This window comes from Pseudomonas sediminis (assembly GCF_002741105.1).
Classification (GTDB): domain Bacteria; phylum Pseudomonadota; class Gammaproteobacteria; order Pseudomonadales; family Pseudomonadaceae; genus Aquipseudomonas; species Aquipseudomonas sediminis.
In genome coordinates, this window is the sequence record NZ_NIQU01000005.1 from 396,002 (window position 1) to 417,603 (window position 21,602).

Annotated in this window: 21 protein-coding genes; 12 read left to right on the forward strand and 9 right to left on the reverse strand. The window is 62.1% G+C overall.

Going from position 1 to position 21,602, the window contains the following annotated elements; all coding sequences use genetic code 11:
* Window positions 1–19: 19 nt before the first annotated feature.
* The 4 genes from CDO35_RS14995 to CDO35_RS15010 form a co-directional block, all read right to left on the reverse strand.
* A complete protein-coding gene (locus CDO35_RS14995) occupies window positions 20–1,939 on the reverse strand; it encodes an acyl-CoA synthetase (RefSeq protein ID WP_099525495.1) in 1,920 nt (639 codons plus the stop codon).
* A complete protein-coding gene (locus tag CDO35_RS15000; protein WP_099525496.1) occupies window positions 1,939–2,895 on the reverse strand; it encodes a fumarylacetoacetate hydrolase family protein in 957 nt (318 codons plus the stop codon). Before CDO35_RS15000 ends, CDO35_RS14995 begins: the two co-directional genes overlap by 1 nt.
* A 157-nt stretch (window positions 2,896–3,052) precedes the next feature.
* Window positions 3,053–4,144, reverse strand: a complete 1,092-nt coding sequence (locus CDO35_RS15005; protein ID WP_243699092.1) for a VOC family protein — start codon at window positions 4,142–4,144, stop codon at window positions 3,053–3,055.
* 80 nt (window positions 4,145–4,224) lie between these two features.
* A complete protein-coding gene (locus tag CDO35_RS15010) occupies window positions 4,225–4,839 on the reverse strand; it encodes a TetR/AcrR family transcriptional regulator (RefSeq protein WP_099525498.1) in 615 nt (204 codons plus the stop codon).
* 184 nt (window positions 4,840–5,023) lie between these two features.
* Here CDO35_RS15010 and CDO35_RS15015 point away from each other — a divergent pair, with 184 nt between their 5' ends.
* A complete protein-coding gene (locus CDO35_RS15015) occupies window positions 5,024–6,259 on the forward strand; it encodes an NADH:flavin oxidoreductase/NADH oxidase family protein (protein ID WP_099525499.1) in 1,236 nt (411 codons plus the stop codon).
* On the opposite strand, the gene CDO35_RS15020 is transcribed toward CDO35_RS15015, so the two are convergent.
* Window positions 6,256–6,909: a TetR/AcrR family transcriptional regulator gene (locus tag CDO35_RS15020; RefSeq protein WP_099525500.1), complete on the reverse strand. Its 654-nt coding sequence runs from the start codon at window positions 6,907–6,909 to the stop codon at window positions 6,256–6,258. The genes CDO35_RS15015 and CDO35_RS15020 overlap by 4 nt on opposite strands.
* Before the next feature lie 57 nt (window positions 6,910–6,966).
* The gene (mhpA, locus tag CDO35_RS15025) at window positions 6,967–8,556 is read right to left on the reverse strand and encodes a bifunctional 3-(3-hydroxy-phenyl)propionate/3-hydroxycinnamic acid hydroxylase MhpA (protein WP_099525501.1); all 1,590 of its coding nucleotides are present in this window, start codon (window positions 8,554–8,556) and stop codon (window positions 6,967–6,969) included.
* A 130-nt stretch (window positions 8,557–8,686) separates the two neighbouring features.
* Here mhpA and CDO35_RS15030 point away from each other — a divergent pair, with 130 nt between their 5' ends.
* Window positions 8,687–9,661 carry a phytanoyl-CoA dioxygenase family protein gene (locus tag CDO35_RS15030; RefSeq protein WP_099525502.1) on the forward strand — a complete coding sequence of 325 codons (975 nt, stop codon included), beginning with the start codon at window positions 8,687–8,689 and terminating at the stop codon, window positions 9,659–9,661.
* A 180-nt stretch (window positions 9,662–9,841) separates the two neighbouring features.
* On the opposite strand, the gene CDO35_RS15035 is transcribed toward CDO35_RS15030, so the two are convergent.
* The gene (locus CDO35_RS15035) at window positions 9,842–10,129 is read right to left on the reverse strand and encodes a DUF3509 domain-containing protein (RefSeq protein WP_099525503.1); all 288 of its coding nucleotides are present in this window, start codon (window positions 10,127–10,129) and stop codon (window positions 9,842–9,844) included.
* A gap of 53 nt (window positions 10,130–10,182) precedes the next feature.
* Window positions 10,183–10,404: a hypothetical protein gene (locus tag CDO35_RS15040; protein ID WP_099525504.1), complete on the reverse strand. Its 222-nt coding sequence runs from the start codon at window positions 10,402–10,404 to the stop codon at window positions 10,183–10,185.
* Window positions 10,405–10,868: 464 nt separating this feature from the next.
* Here CDO35_RS15040 and dnaX point away from each other — a divergent pair, with 464 nt between their 5' ends.
* The 5 genes from dnaX to CDO35_RS15065 all read left to right on the forward strand — a co-directional run bounded on the left by dnaX (window position 10,869) and on the right by CDO35_RS15065 (window position 15,948).
* Entirely contained in the window at window positions 10,869–12,962 is a 2,094-nt protein-coding gene (gene dnaX / locus CDO35_RS15045) for a DNA polymerase III subunit gamma/tau (protein ID WP_099525505.1), read from the forward strand.
* 23 nt (window positions 12,963–12,985) lie between these two features.
* Entirely contained in the window at window positions 12,986–13,312 is a 327-nt protein-coding gene (locus tag CDO35_RS15050) for a YbaB/EbfC family nucleoid-associated protein (RefSeq protein WP_074940389.1), read from the forward strand.
* A 212-nt stretch (window positions 13,313–13,524) separates the two neighbouring features.
* On the forward strand, window positions 13,525–14,124 hold the full coding sequence (recR, locus tag CDO35_RS15055) for a recombination mediator RecR (RefSeq protein WP_099525506.1): 600 nt from the start codon (window positions 13,525–13,527) through the stop codon (window positions 14,122–14,124).
* A gap of 30 nt (window positions 14,125–14,154) precedes the next feature.
* Window positions 14,155–14,733: an eCIS core domain-containing protein gene (locus CDO35_RS15060; RefSeq protein WP_099525507.1), complete on the forward strand. Its 579-nt coding sequence runs from the start codon at window positions 14,155–14,157 to the stop codon at window positions 14,731–14,733.
* Between the two features lie 66 nt (window positions 14,734–14,799).
* Window positions 14,800–15,948 (forward strand): acyl-CoA dehydrogenase family protein, encoded by a 1,149-nt coding sequence (locus CDO35_RS15065; protein WP_099525508.1) that lies wholly within the window; start codon window positions 14,800–14,802, stop codon window positions 15,946–15,948.
* Window positions 15,949–16,035: 87 nt separating this feature from the next.
* On the opposite strand, the gene CDO35_RS15070 is transcribed toward CDO35_RS15065, so the two are convergent.
* Window positions 16,036–16,983 (reverse strand): AraC family transcriptional regulator, encoded by a 948-nt coding sequence (locus CDO35_RS15070; RefSeq protein WP_099525509.1) that lies wholly within the window; start codon window positions 16,981–16,983, stop codon window positions 16,036–16,038.
* Window positions 16,984–17,479: 496 nt separating this feature from the next.
* Here CDO35_RS15070 and CDO35_RS15075 point away from each other — a divergent pair, with 496 nt between their 5' ends.
* From CDO35_RS15075 to CDO35_RS15095, 5 genes are all read left to right on the forward strand, one after another.
* A complete protein-coding gene (locus CDO35_RS15075; protein WP_099525510.1) occupies window positions 17,480–17,779 on the forward strand; it encodes a putative quinol monooxygenase in 300 nt (99 codons plus the stop codon).
* A gap of 78 nt (window positions 17,780–17,857) precedes the next feature.
* The gene (locus tag CDO35_RS15080; protein WP_099525511.1) at window positions 17,858–19,147 is read left to right on the forward strand and encodes an NAD(P)/FAD-dependent oxidoreductase; all 1,290 of its coding nucleotides are present in this window, start codon (window positions 17,858–17,860) and stop codon (window positions 19,145–19,147) included.
* A gap of 16 nt (window positions 19,148–19,163) precedes the next feature.
* Entirely contained in the window at window positions 19,164–19,721 is a 558-nt protein-coding gene (locus CDO35_RS15085) for a helix-turn-helix domain-containing protein (RefSeq protein WP_026042256.1), read from the forward strand.
* 26 nt (window positions 19,722–19,747) lie between these two features.
* A complete protein-coding gene (locus CDO35_RS15090) occupies window positions 19,748–21,094 on the forward strand; it encodes a glutamine synthetase family protein (RefSeq protein ID WP_099525512.1) in 1,347 nt (448 codons plus the stop codon).
* A 23-nt stretch (window positions 21,095–21,117) separates the two neighbouring features.
* Window positions 21,118–21,602 (forward strand): aminotransferase class III-fold pyridoxal phosphate-dependent enzyme (locus tag CDO35_RS15095; RefSeq protein ID WP_143507340.1); only part of this gene is annotated, 485 nt, incomplete at its 3' end.

Below are 21,602 nucleotides of genomic sequence, written 5' to 3' on the forward strand. Positions count from 1 at the left end.
GCTGGCTTAGCGCGTGCTGTCAGCCAGGCGGCGTGGCAGCTGGCAACCAGTCGACCGGGAAGCTGTAGCGGCCGAGTGCACTGCCCAGACGTTCGCGCTGCGGGCCATCGGTGAGCTGCACCACCAGGCCGCGTCGAGCGTCCTGCACGACATCTACCTGCAGGTCGACGATCCCGCTGCGTGCGGCCTCCAGGAGCACCACCTGGGCGATCTCACGCTGCTGAAGGGCGGGTTTGAAAATCTTGCCCACGGGCGTCACGGGCAGTGCTTCAAGCACCTCGATGCGCTTGGGCACGGCGGCCTTTTCGCTGATGCGCTCGGCCGCGAAAGCCAGCAGCGTCTCTTCGTCGCAACTGGCGCCCGGGTTCAACTGCACGTAGGCCACTGGAACTTCGCCGGCATGCGCATCCGGGCTGCCGACCGCGGCGACCAAAGCCACGCAAGGGTGTGCTTGCAGCGCCTCTTCGATCTGCTTCGGATCGATGTTGTGCCCGCCGCGGATGATCAGCTCCTTCTTGCGTCCAGTCAGCCAGAAATAACCCTGTTGATCCTGTCGCCCCAGGTCGCCGGTGTTGAGCCAGCGTTGGCCATCAATATCGATCCAGACAGTCTTGTTGTGCAGCGGCTCGAGATAGCCGGCGAACAGGTTGGGGCCGCGAATGGCGATGATTCCCACCTCGTCGAGCTGCGCATCACGCTGGTAGCTGCCGTCGTCGGCAAGAATTACCGCGCGCATGTTCTGATAGGCCAGGCGTAGGCCGATGGAGCCGACCCTTCGTTCGCCTGCCGGTGGGTTGATGGACGACACGCAGGCCGCCTCGGTCAGGCCATAACCCTCCAGAATCGGTACGCCGATACGCTGCTCGAACTCGCGGAACAGTTCGATTGGCATGGGCGCCGCGCCGCACAGTGCGTACTGCAGGCTGGAAATATCGTGCCCGGCCGTTGGCTGCTGCAACAGGGCGGAATAGACGGTGGGCACGCCGGAAAAGAAGTTGATGCCGAAATGCGCGGTCATCGCCCAGAAGTTCGCGATCACGCCCGTACCTCGATAACCCTGTGGGGTGCCGATGATCACTTTGTCGCCCTGGCTCCAGGGCATCAGGCCAGTGACCAACTGGCCGTTGACATGAAACAGTGGCAAACCGCAGAAAATCACCTGGCCGGTGTGGCGCGGCTGCATGTTGGCGGCCATTGCCCAGGCGTTGAATACCTCCGAGCCGTGAGTGCGTACGGCAATCTTCGGTAAACCCGTGGTGCCGCCCGTGCAGAAGTAGGATGAGGGCTCGCCCGGACGGATCTGTCGGCCGCTGATGAGTCGGTCGCCAGGTTGCTGGCGCATCAGCGTGCGCAGATCGTGGATACGGCGCCAGCGCTGGTTGCGCTTTTCACGCAGCGCCATCCAGCGCAGGGCCAGGCTCGCGAGAGGGCCGACGTAGGGTGTCATGCTCACCCACACCAGCTCTTGCACGCTTGGTAACTGGTCGAGTTGGCTGGATACCTTGCTCCACAAATCGCTGCCGGGTGTCGGTGCCAGGGTGACCACCACCTTGGCCTTGGCTGCTCGCAGCAGTTCAGCGATCTGCGGAGCCTCGAGCAGCGGGTTGATCGCCATCACCACGCCGGCGGCTTCGCCTCCCCATATGGTGAAGTGCGTCTCCGGCAGGTTGGGCAGGATGAAGGCCACCACGTCGTCAGGGCCGATGCCGAGACCGTGAAAGGCATTGGCGGCTCGGGTGATGTCGGCGAACAGCTCGGCGTAGTTCCAGTCGTGCGTTCGTCGAAAATTCTGCGCATCGAGCAGAAAGCTCAGCGCTGGCGCCTGAGCATGCGCCCTGGCGCTGCGTTGTAGGGCCGCATAGGTGCTCTCGGCCAGGCCTCGCTGGCTCAGCGGGACCTGTTCGATGGCCTCGATATCTAGATAGGACGCGACGGCCATCAGGCTTGCTCCACCACGACGTTGCGCTGCCTGCCTAGGTCGATCAGACCATCGGCGCTGCGGATGCTGGCTTCGACGACATCGCCTGACTTCAGGTAGTAATCGCTGCGTCCTTCCTGCGCCTTCATGAAGGCTTTCCACTTGACCGCTTCGGGCAGCAGGGCGGCGATACGTTGCTTGGCAGGGGAGGGAATGCTCAGTGCACAGCCGGCCGGGGTGCCCGTGGCGATCAGGTCACCGGCGGCCAGATTTTGTACTCCCGACAGTTCGGTCAATGTTTCCGCCGGGCCGAATACGAGGTTGGCGGTGCTGTCGTCCTGACGCGTCTGGCCATTCACGCTCAGGCGTAGCTGCAGTTTTTTCAGGTAGGGCATGTCCTTGGCATCGAGCAGGCACAGATAAGGACCGACTGGGCCGAAGGTGCGGTAGCTCTTGCCCTTGTAGAACTGCATCTGCGGTATCTGGATATCCCGCGCCGAATAGTCGTTGACGATCACCACACCAGCCACGAACTCGTGCAGGTTGGCGTCGGTCACCAGCTGCCTGGCGTCGATATCGCGCTTGAGCACCAGGCCCAATTCGATTTCGTAGTCGAGAAAGCGCACCTCGCGCGGTTTGATCAGCTCACTGTCCGCCGGGACGATGCAACTGGTCGCCTTGGTGAAGATCATATTGAATTTCTTCACGTCCGGGTCCATGCCGGACTCGATCATGTGCTGCCGGTAGTTGGCGCCTTGGCAGATGAATTGCTGGTCGCGGGTTACCGGTGAAAGCAGTTTCACCGCCTCCAGCGGTAGGTCGCCATCGGGCAAGGCTGCCAGGTGCGCCAGTTGGGTATGGCGGATCAGCTCCCCGGTGCTGGCGTAGTCGCCGGGGATACGGGAAATAAGACCTTGGCGGATCACCCCCCACTGGACGAGGTTCTGGTGCTCGAAACGGACGATATGGACTGGCATGGCAAGGGCTCCCGATGAAGCGGTGGTTTGCTCGATGGCAATGTCTTGTTGTGCTGAATGGGCTCGGCAGTTGGCGGGCAACATTGCTCCGGCGGCCACGAACAGGCAGCTCTTGAGCACTGTGCGACGTTTCCAGCCGGGCATGCTGGCAACGCCTCTAGCCGAACATCCGCGCCAGCGTGATCAGCTTGCGCAGGGTTAGGTCCGGGCTGCGGCGCAGGTTGCGCAGCAGGGCGGCTATGGCCGCCAGGTTGAGTACGGGTTTGGTGAAGCTCTTGGGCATGCGCTGACCCCATTGCGACATTGCTTCGGGGCTGACCGCATGCACGCCGGTGGGGTGGCCGGCCGTGAACAGGTCGCCATCGCAGTAGTGCTCGTGCTTGTCGCGCCAAGGGTCTTGCCAGTAGTCGAATATCTGGCTGCCGAGGATGTGCCGACCGATGCCCCAGGCATGTTTCCAACCTTTTTCACGCAGCACGCGTTGGCCCATTCCGACGGCGTCGGCGTCCACCACCTCGTAGGCACTGTGGCTGTAAGCGGCCATGAAACCCTGTGCAATCGCCAGGGTGTGATGATCGGTGGGCGTATCACCCAGATCTAGGCGCATGAAGGTGACGGCAGGCGAGCCGTCCGGTAGCACTTGCACGTCGCTGGGAATAAAACCGAAATGCTGTGTGTACCAGGCGCAGGTGGCTTGGTAGTCGGCTACTTCCAGCACCACATGACCGAGCTTGATGATCTCGGGTGGCGCGATGGGCGGTCGTTGGGTGGCGTTGATGCGTGGCGTTTCGTCCACCAGATTGAGTGGCAACGGAGCGCGATGGGCCATGACTGCGGCAGGTTGTTGAGCATGAATGGCCTCTACCAGAAAGCCCGATGGATCAGTCAGCCGTACTCGCTCACCGCCTCCGGGGCCTTCGAGTGGCTCGATATCGGAGGCCCCGGGCAGAGCGGCGATACGTTCAAGGTCGGTGCGGCTGGCGAGCGTCAGGCCGAAGCCGATAAAGCGCGGGCGCTCGGCATGGTGTACGCGATAGCAGTAGGGCGCAGAGCCGGTGCCGCGCATGTACAAGGTGGTGGTATCACGCCGAGCAGTGTGCAAGCCGAAGTCGCCGAGAAAACGTTCGGCCTGCTTCAGATCCGGGCGCTCGAAGATCAGATGAGCCAATGCCTGGGCGCGGACAGTCGGCTGAGGGTGACGTGCCGGCTGGGGTGTGGCGAGCATGGCTGTTGTGGTTTGTTTTGCCATTGTCGTTCTCCGTGGCTTTTTTCGGGCAAAGCCGGGCCGTCGACCCTGTGCAGCAGGGTCGCTGGGGTGTCAGGTGGCAATCAGTCCAGGGCTGGCAGGAGCGGCAGCTCGATACTCGCCAGTCGTTGCGCCTCGTCTTCAGGCACGCCTAGCGCGCGCAGAACCAATTCGGCCGCTTCGCTGCCAGCGTCACGCCAGGTCTTGATGCCTTCGAGCACGAGCAACATGGAGCCGAGTGTCGAGCAGGCGATCAATGAGATAACGCTGGCCAGGTGGCTTTGCGGGAAGCGATAGCGGCCCTTTTCAAGGCCCGTGAGCACATCGGTGGTGGCCTGGCTGTAGAACATTTCGCGCAGCGAGGCATCGCCCAGGGCGAAGCGATTGAGGAAGGCGCCCCAGTGGGGTTCTTCATGCGTGCGTCGGATGAACAGGCGCATGCCTATGGATAGGCGTTCTGCCGGGTCCTCCACTGCGGCGAAGCTGCTGTGGACGCGCAAGTGCATCTCCTTGCTCAACTGGCTGGCGACCTGCTGAAACAACTGATCCATGTTCTCAACGTTGTTGTAGATAGTGCCGCGTGCAACACCGGCTTCCTGAGCAAGATCGCTGACGTTCAATTGGGTAGCGCCTTTTTCCGCAAACAGACGGACTGCTGCTTTGTATATACGGCGTTGAGCGGTGCTGAGCTGTGTCAACGGTGTTAGCTCCAGGGTGGTTGTGGGGTAATTGAACACGGGTGTTTAATTTTGGTCAAGCAGTTGTGTTAAAAATTAGACTCTGGTGTTCAATTTTGAATTTATATGTTCTTCTGTTCGGGGTGTTCGTGGTCGCACACCTGCCAGTGCATGACCCCATTTCCTTGCCGAGGATGCTTCACCGATGAGCGATCTGTTTCAGCCCCTGCGCCTGCCTAACGGCAGCGTCATCCCCAATCGCCTGGCCAAAGCCGCCATGGAGGAAAACCTGGCGGACGCCGAGCACGCGCCCGGGCCTACCCTGATTCGGCTCTATCGGGCCTGGGCCAAGGGCGGGGCCGGTCTGATCATCACCGGCAACGTGATGGTGGATCGGCATGCCCTGACCGGGCCGGCGGGCGTTGTGCTGGAAGATGATGAGCATCTGCCAAATTTCCGGGCCTGGGCTGCTGCGTCTCGCAGCTATGGGGCTCAGGCCTGGTTGCAGATCAACCACCCTGGACGGCAGTTGATGGCCAATCTGGGGCAACCGGCGCTGGGGCCGTCGGCGATCCCGGTCGATATCCCCGGGCTATCCAAGCTCTTCGTGCAGCCGCAGGCGCTGGATGAGAGGCAGATAGAGCAGATCATCCAGCGCTACGTGACTGCCGCGGTTCTGGCTGAGCGTGCCGGTTTCACCGGGGTGCAGATTCATGCAGCTCATGGCTACTTGTTCAGCCAGTTCCTGTCTCCGCTCAGTAACTGTCGTCGCGATGGTTGGGGCGGCAGTCTGGAGAATCGTGCGCGTATTCTGCTGCGCACCGTCGAGGCGGTGCGGGCTCAGGTTGCTCCGCAGTTCTGTGTGGCGGTCAAGCTCAACTCAGCGGATTTTCAGCGTGGCGGCTTCGAGGTGGGCGACGCTGAGGCGGTCGTGAAGATGCTGGCAGAGCGTGCGGTGGATCTGGTCGAACTCTCCGGCGGCAGCTATGAAAGCCCGGCCATGCAGGGGCAGACCCGTGATGGCAGCACGCTTGCGCGTGAGGCCTATTTTCTCAAGTTCGCCGAGCGCATCGGCCAAGTGGCAGCGATGCCCATCATGGTGACCGGTGGGGTACGCCGCAGGGCTGTAGCCGAGCGCATTATCGAGCGTGGCGTTGCGATGGTCGGCATGGCTACCGCCCTGGCTATCGAACCAGGACTGCCTGCGCGTTGGCGTGCGGGCGACGATATTGCGGTACCGCCCGTGGTCGTGGGCTGGAAGAACAGGGCGCTGGCTGCTGCCGCGACCCAGGCTGTGGTCAAGAAGCAACTGGTGTTGCTGGGCAGTGGCAAGCCGAGCAATGCGCAGACATCGCCTCTTCTGGCCTTGGTTGGCAGCCAGTTGAGGCAGAAACTGCAAGCGCGTCGCTATCGACGCTGGGTGGCGAGCAAAGGCTGCTAGAGTGCCGGTTGGCTCGGCAAGTCATGTCGGGCCAGCTTGCGTGCTCTGGCTGCTGTCGCGCCCAGGGCCTTGAGAACCATTTCGGCCACCAGCACGTCGTGTTCGTCGACGCTGCGCCCCTCGACGACGCTGCGCATGGCGCCGAGTGTGCAGGAGACCAGTAGGTCGAGGGCGATCGCCTCATGTTCATAGGTCAGGACGCCTTGGTCTTTTCCCGCGCGCAGGTCGGTCAAGACGTAATTGGCAATCTTCGAGCGCATGGCCTGGTCAAAGTGCACCACGCGTACCACGGCGCTCGCCCAGTCTGGGTCGTTGATAGCGCGCAGGATGAACATTCGCACGCCAATGGCGATGCGACGTGCGCCACTGTCGACGCCCACGCTGTGCTGGGCGATGGCTTCGGAGAATTCATCGGCCATGGCCAGTCCGACGGCCTCTACGACCTCATCGCGCGAGCGAAAGTAGTTGTAGACGGTGCCGCTGGCTACTTCTGCCTCATTGGCGACGTCGAGTAGCGCGATTTCACCCACTTCCTTGTGGGCGAACAGGCGCACGGCAGCATCGATGAGACCGCGACGGGTTCGTTCGCGCTTCTTGTGGCCACGGCTCAGCGGCGCAGGTTCGAGGTTGGGTGTATCGGCTCTGCTCATGCTCAGCCCCTGGTAAATAGGCCCCGATGATAATGGAGTGGTTGGCGGCCAGGCCATTCACTTTCGTAACAGCTGCAGGGAGTCGGAAATGATCCTGGCGGCCTGATCGGCAGCGCCATCGTGCATCAGGATACGGTCCGGGCGAACCACCATTAGCGAGCCCAGCGGCATGGCGCTAGTCAATTGCAGGCCGAGGTCTTCGATGAACGGAGTGGTGGAATGGCTGCGCTGGCCCTGAGGACCTATCTGCAGGAAACGCCCGCCTACCGCCTCCCAACGTTTTATCTGCTCAGGGCTCAGGGTCGCGCGGGGATCCGTGCCCAGGCCGATCAGTGTCAGGCCATCTCCGAGCACGTCGTCGCTCGGCAGGATGCGACCATCGGGCGTACGTACCAGGCCCTGAGGCAGCAGGCCGCCCCGAGGTAGTCGAGCGCAGCGAGTCTTGTTCATGAACAGGCCGCGCTTGAAGATGTTCTTGGGTTTGATCTCCAGTTCCTCGAAGTGTCGCCGCGCCGCCGGGATCAGGCCCAGGGTGCGCATCATGCCGTGCCCCAGAAAGGCCAGCAGAGCGTTGCGTGGCATGATCAGGCGTCCCATGAACTTGGCCATGTCGATCATTTCCTGGGCGTGGGGGCGACGTTCCTGTTCGTAGCTGTCGAGAATCGCTGGGTTTGCCTGGCCCTTGAGTACCCAGCTCAGTTTCCACGCCAGATTGGCAGCGTCACGCAGCCCTGCGACCAGGCCCTGGCCAACGAATGGCGGGGTGATGTGGGCCGCGTCACCAGCCAGGAACACACGACCTTGCTGGAAATGCTTGCAGCAGCGCGCGTGGAAGCGATAGACCGCCTTGCGCTCGATCTTTAATTGGCTGGGCTCGATCCAGCGCTGCAGTAGGGTGCTGATGAAGCCGGTGTCCTCCACCTGGTCACGGGTTTCTCCTGCGCGCAGCATGAACTCCCAGCGCTCGCGGCCGCCAGGGGCCGGCATGTGTGGGGTAGGGCGACGGTGATCGCAGAGGAACTCGATGTGCTCGATGGCCTTTCCTTCGCGTTGACAGGCATCGACGATCAGCCAGTCCTCGGAGTAGCTCTGCCCCTCGAAATCCTGGCCAATGAGGCTACGTACTCTGGAGCTGGCGCCATCTGCACCTACCAGATAGCGCGCGTGAACCTGGTGCTGGCTGCCGTCCTCGGCGCGAAGGCAGGCGGTGACACCGTCGCTGTCCTGACGTAGGTCTTCCAGCTCCAGTCCGCCAAGGCTGGTGACGTTGTCGAAGCGTTGATAGTGCGCACGCATCGAGCGTTCCAGATCCGGCTGGTAGAAGGTCACCAGCTTGGGGTGTCCATCCAGGCTGCCGGTGGTATTGGCACGACCGAACTGGCCGATCATCGGGCAGTGCATGCGTACTTCCGGAATCACGATCTTGTCGAAGGCGTCTTCGCCCAGGCCCGCCAGCTGAAGGATGCGCAGCGCCTCGTTGTCGAGGGCGATCGCGCGCGGCATCAGCAGGATCTCGTGAGCCTTGTCGATGATCAGGGTCTGGACGCCATAGCGGCCGAGCAAGGCAGCTAGCGTGGCGCCGACCGGACCGTTGCCGATGATCAGTACATCAGTGTTCTCAGGCAGCGCTTTCTTGTTGTTGTGCATGTCAGGCCTTTGTCATGGGTAGTGTCATTTTATGAAATATTATTCAAAAATGAATAATTGATCAATATTGATATGTTAGTTAAAAAGTGCCACAACAAGAAACGTGCACGCCGTGCCGAAGGAGTCCCCCATGTCTTTCCCTGCTTATCCAGCCCGTGCTCTGACCGCCGAGGATATCCAACGCTACCGAGATGACGGGGTTGTCATGATCAAGGGCGCTATCGATCCCAACTGGATGGCCCTGGTGGAGAGCGGTATCGACGCGGCGAGAGGTGATGCCTCGCTGGTCGGACGCTTCATGTCACGCAAGGTCGAGGGCTACCAGATGGATATCTTTCTCTGGAAGCGCATCGATGCTCTGCGTGATCTGGTCTACTACGGGCCTTTCGCACGCTGGGCCCAGCAACTGATGCGGTCGCGGCAGGTGCGCTTCTTCTATGACCAGATGTTCGTCAAGGAGCCAGGCACCGATGCGCCAACGCCCTGGCATCAGGATCTGAGCTTCTGGCCTATCCGTGGTGAGCAGATCTGCTCGTTCTGGATTCCCTGCGACCCGGTCAATCGTGAGAACAGCGGGTTGCTGTACGTGAAGGGGTCACACAAGTGGCCTCAGCGTTTCAAGGCCATCTCGCCGGACTATGTGGCGGCGATCATCGACGAGCGGATGGACGACATTCCCGATATCAACGCGCACCCGGAACGCTATGAGTTGCTCGATTGGGACATGGAGCCGGGCGATATCCTGATGTTCCACCCGCTGACCCTGCACGGTTCATACGGCAACCAGTCACGCACACGCCGTCGCCGCGCCCTGGCTTTGCGCTGGGTAGGTGACGATGTGCTTTACGCGCCTTCGGCCAAGCGCATGCCGATTCACTTCGAGCATTGCTCTGTACCTGGCGGCCCGCTACAGGGAGCTGCTTTCCCGCGCATCCTGCCCGAGATGGATCCTCATGAGCGGGCTGCACGAGCCAGGCCGGAGCGACCTAGTATGAGCAAATTGCTGCGTTCTTCGCTGGGTAACGCGGTCGCGGCAGCGAGACTGGCATTCAAGCCGGGCAAGACGGTTTCGCTCAAGCAGACGTGGTCGAAGTCCGATACCTGATCGTTGACGCGATGAGTGAGGCTTCCTGTCCCGCGGGGGACTTGGCTATGGCTTGGTCGAGCTGACAGACCGCTCGGCGGTCGCTGGGCGTGGCGCGTTCGCCAGGATTTGCAATGAAGTGGAATTGCTGCGCAATAAAAAGCCCGCGCTTTGGGCGCGGGCTTTTGGCTGTTTGCAGGCTCAGGCGATGCGGTAATTCAGCACGCTGTCCTGTTCCTTGAGTGTCTTGCGCAGATCGGCTGGGATATTGCCGGCGCGCACGGCCAGTTCCAGACGAATTTCTTCCAGGCTCTGGGCGAAGGCATCCTGATCGGTGACCTGTGGCTTGGCCAGGACGCGGCTGTAGACGGTGCTGTCGCTCTCGTCGAGCAGGGCGAGGATGATGCTGCCGTCCGGGCGCGGCGAGCTGAAGCTGGCGCGCAGCGGATTGAACAAGTGATCGACGAGCTGTTGGTTGGTGAGTTCCATGTCCTACTCCATCCTGAGGTTGGTCACCTTCGACCTCAGGATGATGACTTGGTTCAGGCAGTCAGCGACTGACGCGTGCGTTCGATCACCTGTTGCAGCGACTCGTCGTTGTACTGGCCGGGGTAGAGACGCTGGCTGTACTGGGCGATACCGGTCTTGTCGACCAGGGTAAAGCTGAAGCTGCCCTTACGCGTTGCCTGGATGCGGCAATCGAACGGCGCGAAGGCGTGAGTAAGGGTGCTGATGGCTTTCTGAATTTGATGTTGAGCATTCATTTTTCTGGGTATTCCTTAAAGCATGTGCGCTTCGTTGCGCGTGGTGTAGCTCCATGTTGTTGGCCAAAAAGCGGCCATAGCATGTCAACCGATCGGAGCTTGATTAGCACGATAAAGTTCCATTGTTACGGTTCTTCGGCGTGGTTGGTACGTCGGAGGCAGGCAGAGGAACTGCACCGATAAACGGCGAGTCGGCCTGATCAGTCAGCAGGTGGGATCGGGGAGGGCGGCAGCGCAGAGATGCGCTAGGCGTTGAACCGGGAAACCAGCGAGTGGGCGCAAAGGCCTTAATGACTTACAGCGTGGTACGAACGGCGCGGATGATAATGCGTTGTGCAAGAAATAACCAGCACTATTTCTCAAGTCAGAGTGATGCAGCTCCACACATGCGGGTGGCGGATGCAATTTGCCGGTTGCTCCGCTAGGATTAGCCCACTTTTGCTTTCCTCATATGACGGTTTTCCATGAGTTATCAGGTTCTTGCACGTAAATGGCGTCCGCGCTCGTTCCGCGAAATGGTCGGCCAGACGCATGTGCTCAAAGCCCTGATCAATGCCCTGGACAGCCAGCGCCTGCACCATGCCTACCTGTTCACTGGTACGCGTGGGGTGGGCAAGACCACCATTGCGCGGATCATCGCCAAGTGCCTGAACTGCGAAACCGGCATCAGCTCCACCCCCTGCGGCACCTGCTCGGTGTGCCGGGAGATCGATGAGGGGCGTTTCGTCGACCTGATTGAAGTGGACGCTGCCAGCCGCACCAAGGTCGAAGACACCCGTGAGCTGCTCGACAACGTGCAGTACTCGCCGAGCCGCGGGCGCTTCAAGGTCTACCTGATCGACGAAGTGCACATGCTCTCCACCAGCTCCTTCAACGCGCTGTTGAAGACCCTGGAAGAGCCGCCACCCCACGTCAAATTCCTCCTCGCCACCACCGATCCGCAGAAGTTGCCGGTCACCGTGTTGTCGCGCTGCCTGCAGTTCTCGCTGAAGAACATGCCGCCGGAGCGGGTGGTCGAGCATCTGACCCATGTACTGACTGCCGAGAGCGTGCCGTTCGAGGACGACGCCCTGTGGCTGCTCGGCCGCGCTGCCGACGGTTCGATGCGCGACGCCATGAGCCTGACCGACCAGGCCATCGCCTTTGGTGAAGGCAAGGTACTGGCGGCTGACGTGCGCGCCATGCTCGGCACGCTTGATCATGGCCAGGTCTATGGCGTGCTACACGCTCTGATCGAGGGGGATGCGCGCGCGCTGATCGAGGCGGTGCGCCATCTCGCCGAGCAGGGGCCGGACTGGAATGGCGTGCTGTCGGAAATGCTCAACGTCCTGCACCGCGTCGCCATCGCGCAGGCGCTGCCCGATGCAGTGGACAATGGCCAGGGCGACCGCGAGCGCGTGCTGCAATTGGCCCAGGCTTTGCCGGCCGAAGATGTGCAGTTCTACTACCAGATGGGGTTGATCGGTCGTCGCGATCTACCCCTGGCACCGGAGCCGCGCGGTGGCTTCGAGATGGTGCTGCTGCGCATGCTGGCCTTCCGTCCGGGGGGCACTGACGACGCGCCCAAGGTCACGCTAAAGCCCTTGGGGATCAGCCAGGCCACTGCTGATTCCCAACAAAATCCAGTGGCCGGCACCGCTATGCCGGCTCCTGCTCCTGTGCTTTCTTCGCCTGCTCCAGCTGTGGCACCGGCGCCTGTTGCGCCTGCCCCGGTTGAGGCCGTCGCAGCTGCGCTAGCGCCTGTCGTCGAGCCTGCAGTGAGTGAGCCGGAACCCGAGGTTGTGCCTCCGGTTGCAGCGACCGCTATCGTGGCCCCTGAGCCTGAGCCTGAGCCTGAGCCCGCTGCGTCTGCCGTCGTCGATGTGCCCTGGGAAACGGCCGTACCCGTTGCGCCCGTGGCCGACGCCGTTCAGGTCGTCGCGTCAGTCGTGTCTGAGGTGGCTGTTGCCGAGCCTGAAGCCCTGCACGTGACCGCGGCTGCCACGCCGGAGCCGAGCGAGGCTGCGCCGCCCGTGGTGGAAGCCGATGGCGCCGACGACGAGCCGCCGCTTGGCGACTACGACTATGTCGAAATGGACGCCGAAACCCTCGATTACGATTTCGGCCAGGCTGAAACCGCTGCGCCTGCGGTCGAAGAACCGTTGCCGGCCGCCAAGCCTGCTACCGGGCTGGCGGCGGAGTGGCTGTCACTGTTCCCGCAGCTCGGGCTGGGCGGCATGACTGGTAGCATCGCCGCCAACTGCACCCTGATCGAAGCCAATGGTGATGACTGGCTGCTGCACCTGGACCCGGCGCACAGCGCGCTGTTCAACCCGACTCAGCAGCGCCGTCTCAATGATGCGCTGAACCAGCAGCAGGGACGCAGCATCAAACTGCGCATCGAATTGTGTAAGCCCGAGCAGGAAACGCCGGCGCAGGCCGCTGCTCGTCGCCGTGCTGATCGCCAGCGCAGTGCCGAGTCCTCGATCCATGCCGACCCGCTGGTGCAGCAAATGATTCAGCAGTTCGCCGCCAAAGTGCGCGACGACAGCATCGAACCAATCGATACCCCCAGTTAATTCTGAACACCGAGGATACCGACATGATGAAAGGTGGCATGGCAGGCCTGATGAAACAGGCTCAGCAAATGCAGGAAAAAATGCAGAAGATGCAGGAAGAGCTGGCCAACGCCGAAGTCACCGGCCAGTCCGGCGCCGGTCTGGTCAGCGTCGTGATGACCGGTCGTCACGACGTCAAGCGCATCACCCTGGATGACAGCCTGATGCAGGAAGACAAGGAAGTGCTCGAAGACCTGATCGCCGCTGCCGTCAACGATGCGGTGCGCAAGGTCGAGCAGAACAGCCAGGACAAGATGTCCGGCATGACTGCAGGGATGCAGCTGCCCCCCGGCTTCAAAATGCCTTTCTGACAGGCCACGTGCCGTCCAGTCAACGCACATGGCGGCGTTACCGGCGAACTCGGAATCCTCATGTGCTCCAGCACACTGTGGTTCCTCGTCCGCCGGCGCCTTGCCCTGTACGCCGCCTGATCGCCACTCTCACTTGTGTTGCTCGCGTGTGCAGTTCGTAGGGTGGGCTTTAGCCCGCCAGATCATTGCCCGCCAACTTTTGCAGGACTTCCATGAGCTTCAGCCCTCTGATTCGCCAGTTGATCGATTCTCTGCGCATCCTGCCCGGCGTCGGCCAGAAGACCGCGCAACGCATGGCGCTGCAGCTGCTCGAGCGTGATCGCAGTGGCGGTCAGCGTCTGGCGCAGGCGCTCAATGCGGCGATGGAAGGCGTGGGGCATTGCAAGCGCTGCCGCAGCCTGAGCGAAGACGAGGTCTGCCAGCTGTGCCTGGACGAGCGGCGTGACGACAGCCTGCTGTGTGTGGTGGAAGGTCCGATGGACGTGCATGCGGTGGAGCAGACCGGCTTTCGCGGTCGCTACTTCGTGCTCAAGGGGCACCTGTCGCCGCTCGATGGCCTGGGCCCGGAAGCCATCGGTATTCCAGCGCTGCTGGAGCGCATCGATGCCGGTGCTTTCAGCGAAGTGATCCTGGCTACCAACCCGACGGTGGAAGGCGAGGCCACGGCGCACTATATCGCCCAGATCCTTGCCGGCAAAGGCCTGATCGCCTCGCGCATCGCCCATGGTATGCCACTGGGCGGTGAGCTCGAATTGGTCGATGGCGGCACCCTGGCCCATGCCCTGGCTGGTCGGCGCCCGATCAGTCTGTAAACCGTCAAACCCTCTCGATTCGGAGTGCCTGTGATCGCTGACACTCTGCGCCGTATTGCCCTGTTACTCCTGCTTGCAGCGCCCCTGGCCGCGCAAGCTCAATGCCCGGCCGGGCAGGTACAGGTGTGCCTGGGCAGCTCCTGCCTGTGTGTGCCGGATCCCGTACGCATGCGTGAGGATGGCCTGAACCTGGCTGCGGTCAGGCTTGAAGCGTGGTTGCTGCAGTCCCGCCAGGCCGCTCTACGGGCCGGTACCGAGCCCATCCCTTTGATGATTCGCGCGCAGCTCGCGCCGTTCTACGACGATGCGTTGTTCGATGAAGTGCGCTATCGCGTCGGTATCACCGACGAGATGGATGCTGCCACCGTCATGCTGCAGAACCCCGATGTACAGGCTGTGACGCTGGTCGATGTGGTGGTGTTTCGCAGCAGCGATGCCGCCGCAGAGGATGCTGTGCTGTGGGCGCATGAGTTATGGCATGTGCAGCAATACCGCGAGTGGGGCACCGATGGCTTCGCCCAGCGCTACACCCGTAATTTCCAGTCGGTGGAAGGGCCAGCCTACGAAATGGGCGAGCGGGTGAGGAAGGCGCTGCGGGAGCAGAAATGAAACGCTCGCTTGAAAACCAAGCAAGCGCTAGGTTAGGGTGGCCAAAATAATAACGGGAGTACCCGCATGGCCGCCCCTCTGTCGCATTTCGATGAATCCCACCAACTGGTTCGTGATTCCGTCCGGCGTTTCGTCGAGCGCGAGATCCTGCCGAATATCGACGAGTGGGAGGAGGCCGAGGAGTTTCCTCGTGAGCTGTACCTCAAAGCCGGCGCCGCAGGCATTCTCGGTATCGGCTACCCGGAGCAGTTCGGCGGCAGTCACGAGGGCGATGTGTTCGCCAAGGTCGCGGCCAGCGAGGAGTTGATGCGCAGTGGCTCGGGCGGGCTGGTGGCCGGGCTGGGTTCGCTGGATATCGGTTTGCCGCCCATCGTCAAATGGGCCAAGCCCGCCGTGCGCGAGCGTGTGGTGCCGCAGGTGCTGGCTGGCGAGAAGATCATGGCGCTGGCGGTGACCGAGCCTTCTGGTGGCTCCGATGTGGCCAATCTCAAGACCCGCGCCGTGCGGGATGGCGACCACTATCGCATCAATGGCAGCAAGACCTTCATCACCAGTGGTGTGCGTGCCGATTACTACACGGTCGCGGTGCGTACCGGTGGCGAGGGCTTTGGCGGCGTCAGCCTGTTGCTGGTGGAGAAGGATACGCCGGGTTTCACCGTCGGGCGCAAGCTGAAGAAAATGGGCTGGTGGGCGTCCGATACTGCCGAGCTGTTCTTCGACGATTGCAAGGTGCCGGTTGAGAACCTGATCGGCGTGGAGAACGCCGGCTTCGCCTGCATCATGGCCAACTTCCAGAACGAGCGTCTGAGCCTGGCGATCATGGCCAACATGACCGCGCAACTGGCGCTCGAAGAGTCGATGAAATGGGCGCGTGAGCGTCAGGCCTTTGGCAAACCGGTGGGCAAGTTCCAGGTGCTCAAGCACCGTCTGGCCGAGATGGCGACCCAGCTGGAGGTGTCGCGTGAGTTCACCTACCGCCAGGCCGCACAGATGGCGGCTGGCAGAAGCGTGATCAAGGAGATTTCCATGGCCAAGAACTTCGCCACCGATATCGCTGACCGCCTGACCTACGATGCGGTGCAGATCATGGGTGGCATGGGTTATATGCGCGAAAGCCTGGTCGAGCGGCTGTACCGCGATAACCGCATTCTCTCCATCGGCGGCGGCACGCGGGAGATTATGAACGAGATCATTTCGAAGCAGATGGGGCTGTAGCTGCTGGCGTGGGAGGGCCTTCAGCCGCGATCAGCCTAAATGAGACGAAAAGCTCGCCGCTGAAGCGCCTCCCACGGAAATCGGTGATCAGGACGCTGCCTGACTCTGCGCTGCCTGGCGCAGGCGCGCGATGTCGCGTTGCGGTGGATCGCCGAACAGGCGGCTGTACTCGCGGCTGAACTGCGATGGGCTTTCGTAGCCGACGCGGTAGCTGGCCGCCGCCGCCTCGAGGTTGTCACACAGCATCAGTCGACGAGCCTCCTGCAAGCGCAGTTGTTTCTGGTACTGCAGCGGGCTGAACGCCGTCACGGCCTTGAAGCGATGGTGCAGGGTCGACGGGCTCAGGTTCACCTCGCGGGCCAGCTCCTCGATACGCAGCGGCTGGTCGAAGTTCTTGCGCAGCCACTCGATGGCGCGGGAGATGCGCTGGCTCTGGCTGTCGGCGATGACCACTTCATGCAGACGATGGCCCTGCGGGCTGAGCAGCATGCGATAGAAAATCTCGCGTAGGGCCAGTGGCGCCAGCATGGCGATGTCGCGCGGGGTTTCCAGCAGGCGCAGCAGGCGGATCACAGCATCCAGCAGGCGTGGGTCGAGACGATCGAGAAACAACGCGCGTTGTGAGGCAGCGTCCGGTGCCGGAATGGGCGGCATCTCGGTGAGCAGGCTGCTGATCAGGGCTGGATCGATCTCCAGTGCAAGACTCAGGTACGGCGCCTCCGGGCTGGCTTCGATCACTCGGCCCGTCACCGGCAGCACCACCGATGCCACCAGATAGTTCAGTGGATCATAGACATAGAGTTCGTCACCCAGGCGTATCTCCTTGCGGCCCTGGGCGATGATGCACAGGCACGGGTCGTAGACCGTTTGCATCGGCAGGCTCGGCGTCGTGGCGCGCGCCAGTTTCAAGCCTGGAATGGCAGTGAGGTGCAGGCCGTCCTCGGGAACGAAGCGATCGACCAGGCGTGCCATTTCATGGCTGAGTTCGGCAAGGGGAGTGTCGAGCGTTGTGGCGGTGTGAATGGGTGACTGCATGGCGCGCCTCCGGAAAGTCAGCGAAGCCTAGCCAGGTTTTTCAGGCAAGTCATGAGGGGCGGCAGGATTAGGCAAATATTTGCCAGTAATGGGCAAATGACCAGTTATACAGAGTATTTCAAGGTTTATCGCATGACGATTCGGCTGCCTGGCAGTGATCCAATCAATGCAGGTTTAGGCAAGAATCTGCCAGTAATCGACTAACGCTGGGATGACCATCTGCCTGATCTTTGTCGTCATCGCGTCGTGCCTCTGTGCCGGCTCAAACACCTGCAGTAGCCATGTCACCCGCTAAGTGGTGCCCACATCCGTAACGAAAGGAGCGAGCTATGCCGAGTAAATGGTTGATCGCGCCATTGACCCTGTTGTTGCTCGCCACGGCCTAGCTCGACTCAAGAGCCGTTGGCGGAGCGACTTTCGTCGAACCAGACGCAGCGCCCCATGTTTTGCAGCGAAACGCTGCCGGTCTGTATTGATTCAGTTCCAGGAGGTTGCCATGAGCATCATTCATCGTATGACCCTTTGTGCCCGTCATGGCCGTTCGACTCGGTTGGGTCAGTGCCTGGCGCGGTTGCACGAGGTTGGGCGAGATATGCCGGGCTGCGAACGCCTGCGTGTATTTCCTCTGCACAATGATCCACTGACCTGGTTGATAGAAGGGCAGTGGCGCTCAGCTGCGGCACGTGACGCTTTCCTCGGCAGCGAAGGTCTGCGCCGGGTAGTGGCTCAGGCTATAAACGAAGGGCTTTTCACTCAGCTCGAATGCGGCATGGAGTTACAGCAGCAGGTCGCCTGAGTCGCTCAGACTTGCCTTTGTGAATTTATCTCTATAGATTTTCATGAAATTAATTATTAAAAATTTCATGAGTCATCTATGTTTCGCCACGCCAGTGAGCACGTCGACAGCTACTACGCGCAGAGCTGTCAGGATCGGCTGAAGCGCTATCCGACCCTGCAGGGCGACTTGCAGTGTGATGTGCTGGTGGTCGGCGCCGGCTTCAGTGGTCTGCACACCGCCTTGCGCCTGACCGAAGCAGGGCGCAAGGTCATTCTGCTGGAGGCCAGTCGCGTGGCCTGGGCAGCCTCCGGGCGTAACGGCGGGCAGGCGATTCTCGGCTGGTCGTGCGATATGCCGCCGCTGGAAAAGGCGCTTGGTACCGAGCGTGCGCGACGTCTTTGGGATGGCATGACCTGGGCGGCCCGCGAGTTGCGCGAACTGCCGCAGCGTCATGGCTTCGACTGCGACTACCGCCGTGGCCATCTGTGGACGGCAGTGCTGCCGCGCCGCGTGGCGCTGTTACATGAATGGCAGGAAGAGGCCGCCTATAAGTGGGGGCATCGCGCGTTGCAATTCGTCTCTCGCGAACAGATGCCGCAATGGGTCGCGAGTGAGCGTTATCAGGCTGGTCTTTATGACCCAGAGGCCGGCCACCTCAATCCGCTCAAGCTGGCACTGGGTCTGGCCGAGGCCTTCGTTCGCGCCGGAGGGCAGATCTTCGAGCAGAGCCGTGCGCTGAGCCAGGAGATGCATGGCGACGGCTACCGCGTGCGAACCGAGCAGGGCAGCGTGCAGGCCGATCAACTGGTGCTGGCCTGCAACACCTATATCGACGACCTGGAGCCGCGCCTGGCCCGGCGTATCCTGCCGGTCGGCACTTACCAGATAGCCACCGCGCCGCTGGGTGCGGAGCGCGCCGAGGCGTTGCTGCCGCGCAATGCCTGCGTCACCGACAACCAGTTCGTCCTCGATTACTTCCGCCGCACGCCAGATCACCGCCTGCTGTTCGGCGGTGGCTGCACCTACCTGGGTGGCCTGCCGAAGGACATGGCAGCTGCCACGCGACCTTTCCTCGAACGCGTATTCCCACAGTTGTCAGGCGTAGCCATCGACTTCGCCTGGGGCGGGCATATCGACGTGACTCGTGCTCGTACGCCGGATATCGGCGGCGAGAACGGCCGTTACTGGCTGCAGGGTTTCTCCGGACATGGCGTATTGCCGACGCTGGCGGCTGCACGAGCAGTCAGCGATGCCATTCTTGGCCATGAAGACGAACTGGCGTTGTACCGGCAACTGCGCAACCCCGACTTTCCCTTCAACGAACGCCTGGCCGCGCCCCTGGAGGCCATCGGCAAGGCTTGGTATCGACTGAGAGACAGTTTTTGACATGGACAGCGCCGAGATGAACCAGAACCTGGAGATGGCGGCCCTGGCCGTGCTTATCCACGACCTGCGCAAGCACAAGAAGGTCACCCTCAACGAACTGGCTGAGCGCATCGGCCGCTCGGTGGGCTTTCTTTCGCAGGTCGAACGGGGTCTGTCGCGCCCGACGGTGGCTGATCTGACCGCCATCGCCGAGGCGCTCGATGTGCCCACCACCTATTTCTACAGCCTGCCCAAGCCCAAGGCGCTGGATTGGGTCACCCGCCCCGACGAACGCCGCACCCTGTACCTGGCCGGTGGCATCACCGACATCATGGCCTCGCCGACGCTGCAGGGCGCCTTCATGGTCGTCGACAGCCTGCTCGAGCCGGGTGCCAGCAGTGGTGAGCGGCAGATGAGCGACCGTTCCGAGCAGGCCGGCTACGTGCTCGAAGGCCAGCTGACGCTGTGGCTGGGCGAGGACGAACAGAGCGCCACGCTTTACCCCGGCGACGTTTTCCAGGTGCCGAGCTATGCGCACCTGCGTTATGCCAACCAAGGCGACACCCCTGCGCGGGTGTTGTGGATCTACACCTGACCTCCCGTGAACCGGAAATAACCACAATGAACGCCACCCGAGTCGAGCTGCTCGACGAAGTCCGCCAATTCCGCCAGGCCCACCCCGAGGTGCGCTTCGTCGACCTGATCTGTCTGGATATCCCCGGGCATTTCTACGGCAAGCGCTACCCCATCGAGATGCTGGAGAAGGTCGCTGCCGGCAGTGCCCTAAAGTTGCCGCAGAACTGCGTGCTACTCGGCGCGCAGGGCGGGCTCTACGAGATCGGCGACTACTGCTTCCATGACGGCGACCCAGACGCGCCACGGCGGCTGATTCCCGGCACGCTGAAGCTGGTGAACTGGGAGCGCCAGCCGCTGGGGCAGATGCTGATCAGTTCTGACGGTACCGAAGCGCCCATCGAGTTCGAGCCGCGCGAGGTGCTGGCACGCGTGGTGCAGCGCCTGGCGGCGCGCGGCATTCGCCCGGTGGTGGCCTTCGAGCTGGAGTTCTACCTGTTCGACAAGGCACTGAAGGATGGTCTGCCGCAGTACCCGCGCGATGACCTGAGTGGCGATGCCGATGATCAGCCGAACATGCATATCGAGCGGCTCTCGCGCTTTGCCGACGTGCTCGACGACATCACCGAGACTGCGCGGCTGCAGGGCATCGATACCACGGTGATCACCGCCGAGATCGGCCCGGGGCAGTTCGAGATCAACTTCAGTCATAACGCCGACCCGATGCAGGCAGCCGACTGGTCGGCGCTGTTCTGCCGGGTGACCCGTGGCGTGGCGCTCAAATACGGCCATCGCGCCAGCTTCATGGCCAAGCCGTACCTGCAGTATCCAGGCAGCGGTATGCACATCCACGTCAGCCTGTACGACGAGGCTGGCGATAACCTGCTGGCCCGTGATGAGCAGCGTCCGTTGCGGCATGCCGTGGCCGGTTGCCTGGAGCTGTTGCCGGAGCTCATGCCGATCTACGCGCAGAACCACAACAGCTACCGCCGCTTTGGCGCCCAGGTGAACTCGGCGAGCAAAGCCAGCTGGGGCTTCGAGGATCGTGATGCCTGCGTGCGCATTCCCGAGTCGGACGCGCGCAATCTGCGTCTGGAGTTCCGCCTGCCGGGCGCCGATGCCAACCCCTATCTGGTGCTGGCGGCATTGCTGGTCAGTATCGAACAAGGCCTCGATGCCAAGGTCGAGCCCATCGCACCACTGAATGACGACCGCGCCAGCGGCGTCGACTTTCCCAACGACATGCTCGACGCCGTGCGCCGCATGCAGGCCAGCGAGCGCGTCGCAGCCGGCCTCGGCAGCGAGTTCGTCATGGTCTATTGCGAGAACAAACGCCAGGATCACCTGGCCTTCATGCACGACATCAGCCCGCGCGAATACCGCTGGTACCTGTGATGTCACGGACAGAAGGAGGCGCCATGAACAACGCCGTAAACAACCCCAAGACCGCACACTGGCAGGCCCTGAGCCAGGCCCACCACCTTGCCCCGTTCAGTGATTACAAGCAGCTGGCCGAAAAGGGGCCGCGCATCATCACTGAGGCGAAAGGTGTGCACCTGTGGGACAGCGAGGGCAACAAGATTCTCGATGGCATGGCCGGCCTGTGGTGCGTGGCCGTCGGCTATGGCCGTGAGGAACTGGTCGAAGCCGCCGCGACGCAGATGCGCCAGTTGCCGTTCTACAACACCTTCTTCCAGACCGCCCACCCGCCAGTGCTGGAGCTGGCGCATGCCATTTCCCAACTGGCGCCGGCTGGCATGAACCACGTGTTCTTCACCGGTTCGGGTTCGGAAGGCAATGACACCATGCTGCGTCTGGTGCGCCACTACTGGGCATGCAAAGGCCAGCCGAACAAGAAAATCATCATCGGCCGCGACAACGGTTACCACGGCTCCACCGTGGC

Coding starts and splice junctions, on each gene's coding strand:
- CDO35_RS14995 (WP_099525495.1), bottom strand. CDS start 1,939: ATGGCCGTCGCGTCCTATCTAGATATCGAGGCCATCGAACAGGTCCCG.
- CDO35_RS15000 (WP_099525496.1), bottom strand. CDS start 2,895: ATGCCAGTCCATATCGTCCGTTTCGAGCACCAGAACCTCGTCCAGTGG.
- CDO35_RS15005 (WP_243699092.1), bottom strand. CDS start 4,144: ATGGCAAAACAAACCACAACAGCCATGCTCGCCACACCCCAGCCGGCA.
- CDO35_RS15015 (WP_099525499.1), top strand. CDS start 5,024: ATGAGCGATCTGTTTCAGCCCCTGCGCCTGCCTAACGGCAGCGTCATC.
- CDO35_RS15020 (WP_099525500.1), bottom strand. CDS start 6,909: ATGAGCAGAGCCGATACACCCAACCTCGAACCTGCGCCGCTGAGCCGT.
- mhpA (WP_099525501.1), bottom strand. CDS start 8,556: ATGCACAACAACAAGAAAGCGCTGCCTGAGAACACTGATGTACTGATC.
- CDO35_RS15030 (WP_099525502.1), top strand. CDS start 8,687: ATGTCTTTCCCTGCTTATCCAGCCCGTGCTCTGACCGCCGAGGATATC.
- CDO35_RS15035 (WP_099525503.1), bottom strand. CDS start 10,129: ATGGAACTCACCAACCAACAGCTCGTCGATCACTTGTTCAATCCGCTG.
- CDO35_RS15040 (WP_099525504.1), bottom strand. CDS start 10,404: ATGAATGCTCAACATCAAATTCAGAAAGCCATCAGCACCCTTACTCAC.
- dnaX (WP_099525505.1), top strand. CDS start 10,869: ATGAGTTATCAGGTTCTTGCACGTAAATGGCGTCCGCGCTCGTTCCGC.
- CDO35_RS15050 (WP_074940389.1), top strand. CDS start 12,986: ATGATGAAAGGTGGCATGGCAGGCCTGATGAAACAGGCTCAGCAAATG.
- recR (WP_099525506.1), top strand. CDS start 13,525: ATGAGCTTCAGCCCTCTGATTCGCCAGTTGATCGATTCTCTGCGCATC.
- CDO35_RS15065 (WP_099525508.1), top strand. CDS start 14,800: ATGGCCGCCCCTCTGTCGCATTTCGATGAATCCCACCAACTGGTTCGT.
- CDO35_RS15070 (WP_099525509.1), bottom strand. CDS start 16,983: ATGCAGTCACCCATTCACACCGCCACAACGCTCGACACTCCCCTTGCC.
- CDO35_RS15075 (WP_099525510.1), top strand. CDS start 17,480: ATGAGCATCATTCATCGTATGACCCTTTGTGCCCGTCATGGCCGTTCG.
- CDO35_RS15080 (WP_099525511.1), top strand. CDS start 17,858: ATGTTTCGCCACGCCAGTGAGCACGTCGACAGCTACTACGCGCAGAGC.
- CDO35_RS15085 (WP_026042256.1), top strand. CDS start 19,164: ATGAACCAGAACCTGGAGATGGCGGCCCTGGCCGTGCTTATCCACGAC.
- CDO35_RS15090 (WP_099525512.1), top strand. CDS start 19,748: ATGAACGCCACCCGAGTCGAGCTGCTCGACGAAGTCCGCCAATTCCGC.